This window comes from Pseudomonas sp. SCB32 (assembly GCF_009189165.1).
Lineage (GTDB): Bacteria > Pseudomonadota > Gammaproteobacteria > Pseudomonadales > Pseudomonadaceae > Pseudomonas.
On record NZ_CP045118.1, the window covers coordinates 1,237,230 to 1,251,214 of the forward strand.

At 64.5% G+C, this 13,985-nt stretch carries 10 protein-coding genes and 1 pseudogene; 6 read left to right on the plus strand and 5 right to left on the minus strand.

From position 1 onward, the window contains the following. Positions 1 to 8 precede the first annotated feature (8 nt). Entirely contained in the window at positions 9 to 1,193 is a 1,185-nt protein-coding gene (gene ftsZ, locus GA645_RS05780; protein WP_152220770.1) for a cell division protein FtsZ, read from the plus strand. A 112-nt stretch (positions 1,194 to 1,305) separates the two neighbouring features. Beyond that, entirely contained in the window at positions 1,306 to 2,217 is a 912-nt protein-coding gene (lpxC, locus tag GA645_RS05785) for a UDP-3-O-acyl-N-acetylglucosamine deacetylase (protein WP_152220772.1), read from the plus strand. 81 nt (positions 2,218 to 2,298) lie between these two features. On the opposite strand, the gene GA645_RS05790 is transcribed toward lpxC, so the two are convergent. Then, complete coding sequence (locus GA645_RS05790; protein WP_152220774.1) at positions 2,299 to 2,754, minus strand: DUF721 domain-containing protein; 456 nt, start codon at positions 2,752 to 2,754, stop codon at positions 2,299 to 2,301. A gap of 303 nt (positions 2,755 to 3,057) precedes the next feature. On the opposite strand from GA645_RS05790, the gene secA reads away from it, so the two are divergent. From secA to GA645_RS05810, 4 genes are all read left to right on the plus strand, one after another. Next, on the plus strand, positions 3,058 to 5,811 hold the full coding sequence (gene secA, locus GA645_RS05795) for a preprotein translocase subunit SecA (RefSeq protein ID WP_152220776.1): 2,754 nt from the start codon (positions 3,058 to 3,060) through the stop codon (positions 5,809 to 5,811). A gap of 92 nt (positions 5,812 to 5,903) precedes the next feature. After that, positions 5,904 to 7,121 carry a bifunctional glutamate N-acetyltransferase/amino-acid acetyltransferase ArgJ gene (argJ, locus tag GA645_RS05800; protein ID WP_152220779.1) on the plus strand — a complete coding sequence of 406 codons (1,218 nt, stop codon included), beginning with the start codon at positions 5,904 to 5,906 and terminating at the stop codon, positions 7,119 to 7,121. Positions 7,122 to 7,272: 151 nt separating this feature from the next. Beyond that, positions 7,273 to 7,902: a glutathione S-transferase family protein gene (locus tag GA645_RS05805; protein ID WP_152220781.1), complete on the plus strand. Its 630-nt coding sequence runs from the start codon at positions 7,273 to 7,275 to the stop codon at positions 7,900 to 7,902. Between the two features lie 71 nt (positions 7,903 to 7,973). After that, a complete protein-coding gene (locus GA645_RS05810) occupies positions 7,974 to 8,924 on the plus strand; it encodes a Nudix family hydrolase (protein ID WP_152220782.1) in 951 nt (316 codons plus the stop codon). A 370-nt stretch (positions 8,925 to 9,294) separates the two neighbouring features. Here the strand turns inward: GA645_RS05810 and GA645_RS05815 are convergent, their stop codons facing one another. The 4 genes and pseudogenes from GA645_RS05815 to GA645_RS05830 form a co-directional block, all read right to left on the minus strand. Then, positions 9,295 to 9,867, minus strand: a complete 573-nt coding sequence (locus GA645_RS05815) for a cob(I)yrinic acid a,c-diamide adenosyltransferase (protein ID WP_152220784.1) — start codon at positions 9,865 to 9,867, stop codon at positions 9,295 to 9,297. 3 nt (positions 9,868 to 9,870) lie between these two features. Beyond that, a complete protein-coding gene (locus tag GA645_RS05820; RefSeq protein ID WP_152227939.1) occupies positions 9,871 to 11,922 on the minus strand; it encodes an ATP-binding protein in 2,052 nt (683 codons plus the stop codon). Between the two features lie 58 nt (positions 11,923 to 11,980). Beyond that, positions 11,981 to 12,892, minus strand: coding sequence for a putative 2-dehydropantoate 2-reductase (locus GA645_RS05825; RefSeq protein ID WP_152220786.1), 912 nt, complete (start codon positions 12,890 to 12,892; stop codon positions 11,981 to 11,983). 39 nt (positions 12,893 to 12,931) lie between these two features. Continuing rightward, positions 12,932 to 13,951, minus strand: a pseudogene (locus GA645_RS05830) (response regulator); the annotation flags it as partial. Positions 13,952 to 13,985 lie beyond the last annotated feature (34 nt).

Here is a 13,985-nt window from a genome sequence, read left to right on the forward strand (position 1 = left end):
GAGGGGAAATGTTTGAACTGGTAGATAACGTCCCGCAAACAGCAGTCATCAAGGTTATCGGCGTAGGTGGTGGCGGCGGCAACGCCGTGAACCACATGGCCAAGAACAACGTTGATGGCGTCGAATTCATTTGTGCCAACACCGATGCGCAGGCACTGAAGAACATCGCCGCGCGCACCGTGCTGCAGCTCGGCCCGGGTGTGACCAAGGGCCTGGGCGCTGGCGCCAACCCGGAAGTCGGCCGTCAGGCCGCGATCGAAGACCGCGAGCGTATCGCCGAGGTGCTGGAAGGCGCCGACATGGTCTTCATCACCACCGGCATGGGTGGCGGTACCGGTACCGGCGCTGCACCGATCATTGCCGAAGTGGCCAAGGAAATGGGCATCCTCACCGTGGCCGTGGTCACCCGCCCGTTCCCATTCGAAGGTCGCAAGCGCATGCAGATCGCCGACGAGGGCATCCGCTCGCTGGCTGAAAGCGTCGACTCGCTGATCACCATCCCGAACGAAAAACTGCTGACCATCCTGGGCAAGGACGCAAGCCTGCTGGCTGCCTTCGCCAAGGCTGACGACGTTCTGGCCGGTGCCGTTCGTGGTATCTCCGACATCATCAAGCGCCCGGGCATGATCAACGTCGACTTCGCCGACGTGAAGACCGTCATGAGCGAGATGGGCATGGCCATGATGGGCACCGGCTGCGCCAGCGGTCCGAACCGTGCTCGCGAGGCTACCGAAGCCGCGATCCGCAACCCGCTGCTGGAAGACGTCAACCTGCAGGGCGCCCGCGGCATCCTGGTGAACATCACCGCCGGTCCGGACCTGTCCCTGGGCGAGTACTCCGACGTGGGTAACATCATCGAGCAGTTCGCTTCCGAGCACGCCACCGTGAAAGTGGGCACCGTGATCGATCCGGACATGCGCGACGAGCTGCACGTCACCGTGGTCGCCACCGGTCTGGGTGCTCGCCTGGAGAAGCCGGTCAAGGTCGTCGACAACACCGTGCAAACCCAGGCCGTCAGCACCCAGGCTCCGGTACAGCGCGAGCATCAGTCGGTGAACTACCGTGACCTGGACCGTCCGACCGTCATGCGCAACCAGTCCCACGGCGGCGCAGCCACCGCGGCCAAGCTGAATCCGCAGGACGATCTGGACTACCTGGACATCCCGGCCTTCCTGCGTCGTCAGGCCGATTGAGTCGATTTATCAGGAGTATCAATGTGATTGGTGTTCAGCAAAGGGCGGTTCTGCTATCATCGCCGCCCATTGTTGAAAACAGTTCGCAACTTGCGCGAAAGCGGCCAAAGCCATGATCAGACAACGCACCTTGAAGAACATCATCCGGGCGACCGGTGTCGGCCTGCACTCCGGGGAAAAGGTTTACCTGACCCTGAAGCCGGCTCCCGTCGATACTGGCATCGTGTTCTGCCGGACCGATCTCGACCCGGTAGTGGAAATCCCCGCTCGAGCTTCGAACGTGGGTGAAACCACCATGTCGACCACCCTGATCAAGGGTGACGTCAAGGTGGATACCGTGGAGCATCTTCTGTCGGCCATGGCTGGCCTGGGTATCGACAACGCCTATGTCGAGCTGTCCGCATCGGAAGTACCGATCATGGACGGCAGCGCCGGTCCCTTTGTATTCCTGATTCAATCCGCTGGCCTGCAAGAGCAGGAAGCGGCGAAGAAGTTCATCCGCATCAAGCGCGAAGTGACGGTGGAAGAGGGCGACAAGCGTGCCACCTTCGTTCCGTTCGACGGCTTCAAGGTGAGCTTCGAGATCGACTTCGATCACCCGGTTTTCCGTGGTCGCACCCAGAAGGCCGTTGTGGACTTCTCCAGCACTTCCTTCGTCAAGGAAGTCAGCCGCGCTCGTACCTTCGGGTTCATGCGCGACATCGAGATGCTGCGTTCGCAGAACCTGGCGCTCGGTGGCAGTGTGGAGAACGCCATCGTGGTCGACGAGTATCGTGTGCTCAACGAAGATGGTCTTCGTTATGAGGACGAGTTCGTCAAGCACAAGATCCTGGACGCCATCGGAGACCTGTACCTGTTGGGTAATAGTCTCATCGGCGAGTTCATCGGCTACAAGTCCGGTCACGCCCTGAACAACCGTCTGCTGCGTACCCTCATCGCAGACAAGGACGCTTGGGAAGTGGTGACCTTCGAGGACGCCAAGACCGCGCCGATCTCCTATATGCGACCCGCTGCGGCCGTATAAAGGAACCTCCTTCCTTCAGTAATACATTCAAAGGCCACCCTCGGGTGGCCTTTTTTTATGCCTGACTCCTGCTCTGCCGGCTTATTCCGTTGGCTTGCGACTACGGCTGGCGAGGCGCTCCAGCGCTGCCTTGAGCTGTGGGTTGTCGATGCCTTCGGCGGCTTCGTGGAGTGTGGCGGCAGCGGATTCCGTCAGCGTGACACTGCGCACCGGTGCGCTGGCCTGATTGAGTGGCTGCACCTTGAACAGGATGCGCACCAGGCCCGCGAACTCCTGGTAGGTGGCGAGCTGGCGCAGCAGGCGATTCTGCTGATAGCGCAGTCGGGTGGCCCAGTGGCCGTCGGTAACGATCAGCAGCAGGCTGCCTTCACGCCAGGAAGCTATGCGGCAATAGGGGCGTGCGGCGGGTTGCAGCTGCGCGTCGAGTAACTCTTGCAGGCGCGAGAGGCGCTGCGCCTCGGCGAACAGCGATTGCAGGGGCTTGGCTTCGCGCAGCAGCTTGGTCGATGCCTGGGCGGGCAGGGGGCGGAAGGCCATGATGGAAAACCCCAGGGTGAATAAAGGGCGATGGTAGCAGATGGGGGAATCAACGGGGTGCAGGAGCCTTGCTCCAGCGCAGCCTTGAAGTTGTACGACTGCGCCACCATATCAACTAGGTGGATCGAAAGTTGTCCGTCCATGCATTGCTCGAAATGTCATGGAGTGCGAAGCTTCCAAGGATGACTTCGGCACTTTTTTCGTACACGTTTCCGGGTAGAATGCCCGCTTCGTTGCCGTTCCGCGCCGCGGCCAGCCAGTCGGGCAGCCCTCCAATTCTCCAGTTCGGATGACCCAGTCGATATGTTTGCGCCTTTGTTGAAAAAACTCTTTGGAAGCAAGAACGAGCGTGAAGTAAAGCGCATGGTCAAGCAGGTCCAGGCCATCAATGCGCTCGAGCCCCAGATGGTGGCGCTTTCCGATGAGCAACTGAAGGCCAAGACCGAGGAGTTCAAGGCGCGCGTCGCCAAGGGCGAAACCCTCGACCAGGTCCTGCCCGAAGCCTTCGCCGTGGCCCGTGAGGCCGGCAAGCGCGTGATGGGCATGCGCCACTTCGACGTCCAGCTGATCGGAGGCATGACCCTGCACGAAGGCAAGATCGCCGAGATGCGTACCGGTGAGGGCAAGACCCTCGTGGGTACCCTGGCCGTCTACCTGAACGCCCTGGCCGGCAAAGGCGTACACGTGGTCACCGTGAACGACTACCTGGCCCGCCGCGACGCTAACTGGATGCGTCCGCTGTACGAGTTCCTCGGCCTCTCCGTCGGCATCGTCAGCCCGTTCCAGCCGCCGGAAGAGAAGCGCGCCGCCTACGCCTCCGACATCACCTACGGCACCAACAACGAATTCGGTTTCGACTACCTGCGCGACAACATGGCGTTCAGCCTGGAAGACAAGTTCCAGCGCGAGCTGAACTTCGCCGTGGTCGACGAAGTGGACTCCATCCTCATCGACGAGGCGCGGACTCCGCTGATCATCTCCGGCCAGGCCGAAGACAGCTCCGAGCTGTACATCAAGATCAACAAGCTGATCCCGCGCCTGAAGCGTCATATCGAGGAAGTCGAAGGCCAGGTGACCCAGCAGGGCCACTACAGCATCGACGAGAAGACCCGCCAGGTCGAACTCAACGAGCAGGGCCACGCCTACGTCGAGGACCTGCTGACCCAGAACGGCCTGCTGGCCGAGGGCGAGAGCCTCTATTCGGCGCACAACCTGAGCCTGCTGACCCACGTCTACGCCGCACTGCGTGCCCACACGCTGTTCAACCGCAACGTGGAGTACATCGTCCAGGGCGACCAGGTTCTGCTGATCGACGAGCACACTGGCCGTACCATGCCGGGCCGCCGCCTCTCCGAGGGCCTGCACCAGGCTATCGAGGCGAAGGAAAACCTGCCGATCCAGGCCGAGAGCCAGACCCTGGCCTCGACCACCTTCCAGAACTACTTCCGCCTCTACACCAAGCTGGCCGGCATGACCGGTACCGCTGACACCGAGGCCTTCGAATTCCGCCAGACCTACGGCCTGGACGTGGTGGTGATCCCGACCCACCGTCCGGTCGCCCGTAAAGACTTCAACGACCTGGTCTACCTGACCCAGGACGAGAAGTACGCCGCCATCATCACCGACGTGCAGCAGTGCCAGGCGTTGGGCCGTCCGATCCTGGTCGGTACCGCTTCGGTCGAGACCTCCGAATACGTTTCGCAGCTGCTGCAGAAGGCCGGCATCGAGCACAAGGTACTGAACGCCAAGTACCACGAGAAGGAAGCCGAGATCATCGCCCAGGCCGGTCGTCCAGGCTCGGTCACCATCGCCACCAACATGGCCGGCCGTGGTACCGACATCCTGCTGGGCGGCAACTGGGAAGTGGAAGTCGCCGCACTGGAGACTCCTACCGACGAGCAGATTGCACAGATCAAGGGCGACTGGCAGAAGCGCCACCAGCAGGTCATCGAAGCTGGCGGCCTCCACGTGATCGCCTCCGAGCGCCACGAATCCCGCCGTATCGACAACCAGCTGCGCGGCCGTGCCGGCCGTCAGGGTGACCCGGGCTCCAGCCGCTTCTACCTGTCGCTGGAAGACCACCTGATGCGCATCTTCGCCTCCGACCGGGTGAAGAACTTCATGAAGGCCCTGGGCATGCAGCCGGGCGAGGCGATCGAGCACCGCATGGTGACCAACGCCATCGAAAAGGCCCAGCGCAAGGTCGAAGGCCGCAACTTCGATATCCGTAAGCAACTGCTGGAGTTCGACGACGTCGCCAACGAGCAGCGCAAGGTGATCTACCACATGCGCAACAGCCTGCTGGCAGCCGACAACATCGGCGACACCATCGTCGAGTTCCGCGAGGAAACCCTGGCCAACACCATCAGCCAGCACATTCCGCCGCAGTCGCTGCCCGAACAGTGGGACATCGCGGCTCTGGAAGCTGCGCTGTACAGCGATTTCGCCCTGAAGCTGCCGATCCAGCAGTGGCTGGACGACGACGAGAAGCTCTACGAGGAAACCCTGCGCGAGAAGATCCTCACCGAGCTGGTGGCTGCCTACAACGAGAAGGAAGACCTCGCTGGCGCCGAAGCCCTGCGTACCTTCGAGAAGCAGATGCTGCTGCGCGTGCTGGACGACCTGTGGAAGGACCACCTGTCCACCATGGATCACCTGCGCCACGGCATCCACCTGCGCGGCTATGCACAGAAGAACCCCAAGCAGGAATACAAGCGCGAGTCCTTCAACCTGTTCCAGGAACTGCTGGATTCGGTCAAGCGCGACACCATCCGCGTGCTGTCCTTCGTTCAGGTCCGCCGCGAAGACCCGGCCGAGGAAGAAGCCCGTCTGCGCCGCGAAGCAGAGGAAATGGCCAAGCGCATGCAGTTCCAGCATGCCGCCGCGCCGTCCATGGAGCAGGCCACTGCGACTGACGAAGACGACGAGCAGCCCGAAGGCGCCTCCAACGTGGTAGCGATGGAGCCGGTGCGCAACGAGCCGAAGATCGGCCGCAACGAGCCGTGCCCCTGCGGTTCGGGCAAGAAATACAAGCACTGCCACGGTCAGGTGGAATAACCCCTCCCGACCCTGATGCCAACGCCGCGACCGGCCCAGCCGCTCGCGGCGTTTTTCACATCTGATCCACTGACTTGATAGGAGCGCGTCACATGGCTGTTGGTCTCGGCCCCATGTCCACCCTGCACCCGGTCCCCGGTTTCGAACTCGGCATCGCCTCTGCCGGCATCAAGCGACCCGGTCGCAAGGACATCGTGGTGATGCGATGCGCCGAGGGTTCCACCGTGGCCGGTGTGTTCACCACCAACGCCTTCTGTGCCGCACCGGTAATCCTGTCTCGCAAACGCTTCCTCGGTCCGGTTCGCTACCTGCTGACCAACACCGGCAACGCCAACGCCGGCACCGGTGAGTCGGGCCTGGCCAACGCCACCCGCACCTGCGCCAAGTTGGCTGAACTTGCCGGCGTACCGGAAAGCGCCGTGCTGCCGTACTCCACCGGCGTGATCGGCGAGCCGCTGCCGGTCGAGAAGATCGAAGCCGCGCTGCCCGCCGCGCTGGCCAACCTGTCTGTGGATAACTGGGCCGATGCTGCCGCCGGCATCATGACCACCGATACCCTGCCCAAGGGCGCCAGCCGCCAGTTCCAGTATGACGGCGTGACCGTCACCGTCACCGGCATCAGCAAGGGTGCCGGCATGATCAAGCCGAACATGGCCACGATGCTCGGTTACATCGCCACCGACGCCAAGGTCGCCCAGGGCGTGCTGCAGGACTTGCTGCGCGACGCGTCGAACAAGTCCTTTAACCGCATCACCATCGATGGCGATACTTCGACCAACGACTGCTGCATGCTGGTCGCCACCGGCCAGGCTGCGCTGCCGGAAATCACCGCTGCCTCCGGCGCACTGTTCGCCGCGCTGAAGCAGGCCGTGCTGGACGTCTCCATGGAGCTGGCCCAGGCCATCGTCCGTGACGGCGAAGGCGCCACCAAGTTCGTCACCGTGCAGGTGAACGGCGGTGCGACTCACCAGGAGTGCCTGGACGTCGGCTACGCGGTTTCCCACTCGCCGCTGATCAAGACCGCGCTGTTCGCCTCCGACCCGAACTGGGGCCGCATCCTCGCTGCCGTCGGCCGTGCCGGCGTGCCGGACCTGGACGTGAGCCTGATCGACGTGTACCTGGATGACGTGGCCATCGCCAGCCGCGGCGGCCGCGCCGCCAACTACACCGAGGACCAGGGCGCGAAGGTGATGGCCCAGGAAGAGATCACCATCCGCATCGATCTCGGCCGCGGCACTTGCAGCGAGACCATCTGGACCACCGACCTGTCCCATGAGTACGTGAAGATCAACGCGGAATATCGCACCTGATCGCACTGAAAGGTCTTGGGATGCCGGCCTCGTGTCGGCGCCTTGCCCCGCTCGGATTCCCGATTTTCATCGAAGGATGAAAATCGGGAATTTGTTTTCATGGCTCCTGCGCTCTAAGGTCTTCTGACAGACCCTCAAGAGCATCGCGTCCATGTCCCTCTCCCTGGTTATCGGCAGCAAGAATTACTCCTCCTGGTCCCTGCGCGGCTGGCTGGCCATGGCGCTTACTGGCGTCGATTTTGAGGAGATCCTGATTCCCCTGGGCGGCCAGGACACCGCGCGGCGCATCCGTGAGCACTCGCCCAGCGGCAAGGTGCCGGCGCTCAAGTGCGAGCACGGGGTGATCTGGGATTCCCTGGCGATTGCTGAATACCTCGCCGAGCGCTTCCCCGAAGCCCATCTCTGGCCCCGCGGCGAAGCGGCCCGCGCTTTGGCGCGCTCGGTCTGCGCCGAAATGCACAGCGGCTTCATGGCACTGCGCTCGCACATGCCGATGGACATCCAGCGCAACCAGCCGCTGGCGCAAGTACCGGAAGCGGTGGAGGCGGACATTGCCCGCGTCGTCGAACTCTGGGCGCTGTGCCGCCAGCAGTTCGGCCAGGACGGCCCCTACCTGTTCGGGCACGCCAGCATCGCCGATGCCTTCTACGCGCCGGTGGCCACGCGCCTGCGCAGTTACTGTGTGATCCTGCCCATCGAGGCGCAGAACTATGTCGACGCAATCTACGCCTGGCCGGCCTTCCGTCCCTGGCTGGAAGCGGCGATGGTCGAAGGCGCCTGATCCCGGCCTCCAATGACGGTAGAATGCCCCTCTGCGTGGGCCCTGCCTGAATCGGACTGAGGAGTAGCACTGTGAAACGAGTACATGTCGCCGCCGCCGTGATTCGCGGACTCGATGGCCGGGTTCTGATCGCCCGCCGTCCGGACGACAAGCACCAGGGCGGTCTCTGGGAGTTTCCCGGTGGCAAGGTGGAAGAGGGCGAAGCGGTGCAGGTCGCCCTGGCCCGCGAGCTGAAGGAAGAGCTGGGCATTGAGGTCGAGCAGGCGCGCCCGCTGATCCGTGTGCAGCACGACTACAGCGACAAGCATGTGCTGCTGGATGTCTGGGAGGTTTCCGCCTTCTCCGGCGCGCCCCATGGCGCCGAAGGGCAGCCGCTGGCCTGGGTCGCCCCGCGCGACCTGCCGGACTACGAGTTCCCGGCGGCCAACGAGCCCATCGTGCAGGCCGCGCGCCTGCCGGATCGCTACCTGATCACGCCGGATGGCCTGGAAATCCCGCAGCTGGTACAGGGCGTGCGTGCCGCTGTCGCCAACGGCATCCGCCTGATCCAGCTGCGTGCACCGAACATGTACAGCCCCGAGTATCGCGACCTCGCGGTGGACATCCAGGGCCTGTGTGCCGCCAAGGCACAACTGATGCTCAAGGGGCCGCTGGAGTGGTTGGGCGACTTCCCGGCGGCCGGCTGGCACCTGACCTCCGAACAGCTGCGCAAGTACGCGCCCAATGGCCGCCCGTTCCCCCGCGAGCGCTTGCTGGCGGCTTCCTGTCACAGTGCCGAGGAGCTGGAGCTGGCGACCCGCATGGGGGTGGATTTCGTCACCCTGTCGCCGGTACAGCCGACCGAGAGCCATCCGGGTGAGCCGGCGCTGGGTTGGGAAGCGGCGGAGGAACTGATCGGCGGCTTCAATCAGCCGGTGTTCCTGCTGGGGGGCGTTGGTCCGCAGGATGTCGAACGTGCCTGGCAGGCCGGGGCACAGGGCGTGGCAGGCATCCGCGCGTTCTGGCCGAAAGCCGAGGGCTGATCGGGATTTGTGCGTGGGGCTGCGATGGGTGTCGCTTCGCTCCACGCCATCCTACGAAAGATATTGCTCAGCCAGCGTAGGAGCGGACTTTGTCCGCGCTAGGCCTCGCTGCGGAATCTATCGCGGACGGAGTCCGCTCTTATGGGCTGGCTTCGGCAATTTCCTTCACGTAGGAGCAACTGTCTTCTAGGCTCCCGCGTTCGCGGGAGTGACGATGTCATGCACTGTCCTCCGCGCACGTCATCCCCGCGAACGCGGGAATCTCGTGAACAGCGTAGGAGCGGACTGAACGCGCCAGCGTTTCCTTGTAGAGCGCGCCATGCCCGCGATCGCGCGCATGGCGCGCTCCTACAGGTCCGTTCCTGATCGATCAGGCGGGCTTTTCGGCGGCCTGCCAGAGAATCTCGTCCACACCCTGGCGCCGTGCGATGAAGCGCGCGGCGACGAACAGCAGGTCCGATAGCCGGTTCAGGTAGCGCAAGCCGGCACCTTCCAGCGGTTCCTCGGCATTCAGCTGTTGGCAGCGGCGTTCGGCGTTGCGCGCCTGGGCGCGACACAGGTGGGCGAGGGCGACCAAGCGCGAGCCACCAGGCAGGATGAAGTTCTTCAACGGTCCGAGTTCTTCGTTCCAGCGGTCGATGACCTGTTCCAGGCGCTCCACTTCGGCATCGTTCAAGGCGCGATATTCCGGCATCGCCAGTTCGCCACCCAGGTCGAACAGGCGGTGCTGGACCGGTGCCAGTACGCCGATCACTTCCTCCAGGGCACTGCTGCGGGCTTCGTGCAGCCCCGCCAGCAGCAGGCCGAGGTGGCTATTCAGCTCGTCCACCGCCCCCATGGCTTCCACCCGGGGATGGTGCTTGGGCACCCGGCGGCCATCGGCCAGGCCGGTTTCGCCGGTGTCGCCGGTGCGGGTGTAGATTTTCGAAAGCCGGTTGCCCATGACTCAGTGCTCCTTATCGCCGCCTTCCAGCAGGGGCGTGGGGGACGTGATTTCGGCGCCCAGGGGCAGCCGCAGGGTGAAGCAGGTGCCCAGGCCCAGTTCGGACTGCACCTCCATCTGCCCTTTGTGGTTGTTGGTGATGATGAAGTACGACACCGACAGGCCCAGCCCGGTGCCCTGGCCGACTTCCTTGGTGGTGAAGAATGGCTCGAAGATGCGTTTGCGCACCTTCTCTGGCATGCCGCAGCCGTTGTCTTCCACCTGGATTTCCGCCCACGGCGGATTCAGCCGGGTGCGCAGGATGATGCGGCCGAATTCGCCTTCCTCTTCGTCGTCGCGCTGGTGGATGGCCTGGGCGGCGTTCTTCAGCAGGTTGAGCAGGACTTGTTCCACCTCGTTGGCGATCACCGGCACCGGCCCCAGCCGTGCATCGAACTCGTTGACGATCTGCAGCGACTTGAAGTCGAAGCCGCCGGTGAGGTCGAAGTCGTTGCCGGCGATCTCCACGGCCTGCTCCAGTAGCGCCGGGAGTTCGCAGGCGGTCATCTGGCGGTGGCTGCGGCGGCTGAAGGAGAGCATGTGGCTGACGATCTTCGCCGCCCTGGAGCCGGCGTACTGGATGCCGTCCATCAGCTTGGGAATCTCCCGCGCTTCCAGGTAGTGGTTGAGGTCTTCCAGGTGCACGCCGACTTCCCCGGCGACCTCCAGGTTCTTCGGCAGCTCCGGCGACAGGCGGCGGCGGATGTTCTGCACGTTGTGCAGGATGGCTCCCAGCGGGTTGTTGATCTCATGGGCCATGCCGGCGGCAAGGCCGCCGACGGAGAGCATCTTCTCCGACTGCACCATCATTTCTTCCATGCCTAAGCGATCGGTGATGTCGTCGATGCGGATCACCGCGCCGCGCCCAGTGCCGCCCATCAGCGGGTAGAAGGTCAGCGCATAGTGGCGCGGAGCGTCGGTCAGCGCCCAGGTGACTCGCTCGACGCGCTCGACCTTGTGCTGCTCGGCGGCGCGGGTGAGCTGCGGCAGGAAGTGCTTGAGCGAGGGGAAGGCGAGGAACACCGGCTGGTTCACCGCGTCGTCCAGGCTGGTGCCCGAGAGCCGGCTGGCCTCCTGGTTCCACTGGGTGACGTAGAGCTGTTCGTCCACCGCGATCAGCGCCGAGGGCATCGAGTCGATGATGCTGTTGAGGTAGTGCTGGAAGCCGGTGAGCTTCTTCTCGATCTTGCTGCGGACCTGGACTTCCAGCTCCAGCTTGCGGTTCGAGCGGCGGGTTTCCTCGGCCAGCGACTGCGCCTGCTCCACTGCCTCCTGGGCGTCGTCACGGGCGCGCTTGAGCTGCTGCTCGCGGGCTTCGATGCGGGTCAGCATGGTGTTGAAGGCGTCGGCCAGGCGGCCGATCTCGTCTGCGTTGCCGCGTTCGGCGCGCAGGGCGTAGTTCTCCTCGCGGGTTACCTGGCGCGAGAGCTCCTCCAGGCTGCGGATCGGCCGGGTGATCAGGCGGCGGATCTGCTGGGCGATGAGTAGCCAGAGCAGCACGCTGACCGCGAGGATCACCAGGCTGGCAGTCAGGGTGCCGGTGTAGAACGCGCCGGGCAGCTCGCTGCTGGCGACCAGCAGCAGGTAGCCACTGGTGCGGCCGGGCTGGGGCAGTTCGAACAGGGCATTGAGGCGGTACTCGTGCTCCCGCCAGCGCTCCAGGTGGTCCAGTCGCTCGGGCAGGGCCATGGGGCCGTCAGCCGGAGTCTGGGCGATGCGCTCGCCATTGCTGTCGTAGAGCGCCGCGGCACGCAGCGGTTGGTAATCATCGAGCTGTTGCAGCAGCACCTGGGCCTGGGTAGGGGACGCCAGGGCGGGCTCGCTGAGCGCTGGATTGGCGATCAGCCGGCCGATGGTCTGCAGTGCCTGGGGTGCCACGCTGTCCTGGGAAATCCAGTAGGCCGCGCTGATGAACGCGAGGTTGGCCACCAGCATGACGGTGGCCAGCAGAACCAGCAGGGCGGCGAGAATCTTCTGGCCGACGGGCAGGTCTTCCAGGCGCTTGCGCAGGTTCAGGGGTGAAGGCATGGGCGGAACCGCAGGGAAACAGGGAGTCGGGCAGGGTAGCCCGCGATCAGGTGTCGGGCAATCCGCGCGCGCGCAGATACTCGCGCAGTCGCTCGTGCAGCGCCCGCAACTGCGGCAGGGCCAGGCGCAAGCGGTCACCCTCGCGGCAGGCGTGGCCGAGCAGGTAGGCGATTTCACTGCGCCGACCGTTGGCGACGTCCTGGTACATGGAGGAGAAGTTCGCGGCGGTGGCACCGATCACGCGCTCGACGTCACCCTGCAGTTCCCGGGCAGCGGTGTCGAAACCGCTGGCGTGGAGCAACTGCCCCAGTTCGTCGCAGAGCCCGGCAACCTCCGCTGGATGGCTCGCCAGCTCTCCATTGCGGCACTGGTGCAGGACGGTGAGCGGGTTGATCGCGCAGTTGAGCGCCAGCTTGCGCCACAGGCGTTCGAGGATATCCCCGCTCCATTGCGAGGGAATCTGCGCATCGCGCAACTCCGTCAGCCAGTCCGGCTCGGGGCCGCCGAGTTCGTCACCCAGCCAGGTCTGCCCAAGGCCGGCGAATACCACGCGGAAGTCCGCGGCGCGGAACGCGCCTTCGGTGCTGGAGGCGTACAGGCAGCGGGCGCGGGGCAGGTGGGCGGCGACCGCCTGCTGGCTGCCCAGGCCATTCTGCAGCAGGATCAGCTCGGCGCCCGGCGCCAGTCGGGCCGCGATGCTGGCGGCGGCCGGTTCGGCGTCGTAGGCCTTGCAGGCGACCAGCAGGCGCTGGATCGGCCCGCCCTGTGCGGCGGTTTCCGCCGGGATCGGATAGAGGCTTTCCCGCCCGTCCTCCACCAGGGTGACGCCGCCCAGGGCGCGGTAGGCGTTGAGGCGCTGGCGGTCACGCAGCAGCAGGCGCACCGGCAGGCCGGCGCGGGAAAGGCGGGCGGCCCACAGGCAACCGAGGCTGCCGGCGCCGAGGATGTACCAGGTCATGGGGAGGACTTCGCGAACGTCTAGGGCTTACTGCGAAGTTTAGCGCAGCCCGGTCAGGCGACTGGCGTTGATTCGTCCGCTGGCGTAGGCGTCAGGCAGCAGCGCGCGGGCCTGCTGCATCAGTTGCTCGGCATCGACCGGCAGCGCCTTGGCGTCCAGCCCCAGCAGGCCAATGCCAGCCTTGAGGGTGATGAAGCCTTCGCTGGTCTTGAACGCCTTGAGGTTGATGCCGTCGTGCAGGCGGCGGAAGCTGCTGGGCGAGCACTCCTGCAGGTCTTCGAGCAGGGTGATCAGGGCGAAATGCTGGTCGTCCAGCCGAGTCAGCACATCGAGCGGGCGCACCAGTTGCTGCAGACGGCGGGCGACGCCGTGCAGCAGTTCGCTGTGGAAGGACGGGCCGTGCTGCTGGCCCAGGGTAGCCAGCTCCGGAATGCCGATCAGCATGTAGCACACCGCGCCGCCGCGCGACTCCACCTGGCGGATGCTGTCGGCCAGCTTCTGCCGTAGGTAGCGCAGGTTGCCGAGGCCGGTGGCGCTGTCCACCAGGTTGCGCTCTTCCAGGCTGGTGATGTTTTCAGTCAGCAGGCGCTTTTCCATCAGCAGGCGCAACAGCGTGTTGCTCAGGCGATCGGCGGCCAGCACGCGAGGCACCAGCTGTTCGTTCATCGCGGATTTGCTGACAAAATCGTCGACGCCACGGTCGAAGGCCTCGGCCAGGGCGTTATCGCCTTCCTTGCCGGTGAGCAGGATGATGTAGGTGTAGTGGTCGCCGCTCTCGTCGAGCTGGCGTACCCGCGCGGTCAGCTCCAGGCCGTCCATTTCGGGCATCAGCCAGTCGGCGAGGAGGATGCTTACGGGTTCCTTTTCCAGCAATTGAAGCGCTTCGCTGGCGCTGCTGGCGAAGCGTACGTTCTGGTAGCCGGCCTGGCTCAGCGCGCGGCCGATCATGGCGCTGGAGAACTTGGCATCGTCGACCACCAGGATGCTGAGATGGTTGGTAGGCATGGAAAGGCTCGCAAACGGATGGGAAATGCCGGCTTTTGTTCGGCTCTTGCCCGGCTCTTGTTCGGATTGGTGCCGGGCGTAGTCTTGC

What these genes read in the sequence shown, in the direction of transcription:
- ftsZ (WP_152220770.1), top strand. Translation starts at nt 9, where the DNA reads ATGTTTGAACTGGTAGATAACGTCCCGCAAACAGCAGTCATCAAGGTT.
- lpxC (WP_152220772.1), top strand. Translation starts at nt 1,306, where the DNA reads ATGATCAGACAACGCACCTTGAAGAACATCATCCGGGCGACCGGTGTC.
- GA645_RS05790 (WP_152220774.1), bottom strand. Translation starts at nt 2,754, where the DNA reads ATGGCCTTCCGCCCCCTGCCCGCCCAGGCATCGACCAAGCTGCTGCGC.
- secA (WP_152220776.1), top strand. Translation starts at nt 3,058, where the DNA reads ATGTTTGCGCCTTTGTTGAAAAAACTCTTTGGAAGCAAGAACGAGCGT.
- argJ (WP_152220779.1), top strand. Translation starts at nt 5,904, where the DNA reads ATGGCTGTTGGTCTCGGCCCCATGTCCACCCTGCACCCGGTCCCCGGT.
- GA645_RS05805 (WP_152220781.1), top strand. Translation starts at nt 7,273, where the DNA reads ATGTCCCTCTCCCTGGTTATCGGCAGCAAGAATTACTCCTCCTGGTCC.
- GA645_RS05815 (WP_152220784.1), bottom strand. Translation starts at nt 9,867, where the DNA reads ATGGGCAACCGGCTTTCGAAAATCTACACCCGCACCGGCGACACCGGC.
- GA645_RS05825 (WP_152220786.1), bottom strand. Translation starts at nt 12,892, where the DNA reads ATGACCTGGTACATCCTCGGCGCCGGCAGCCTCGGTTGCCTGTGGGCC.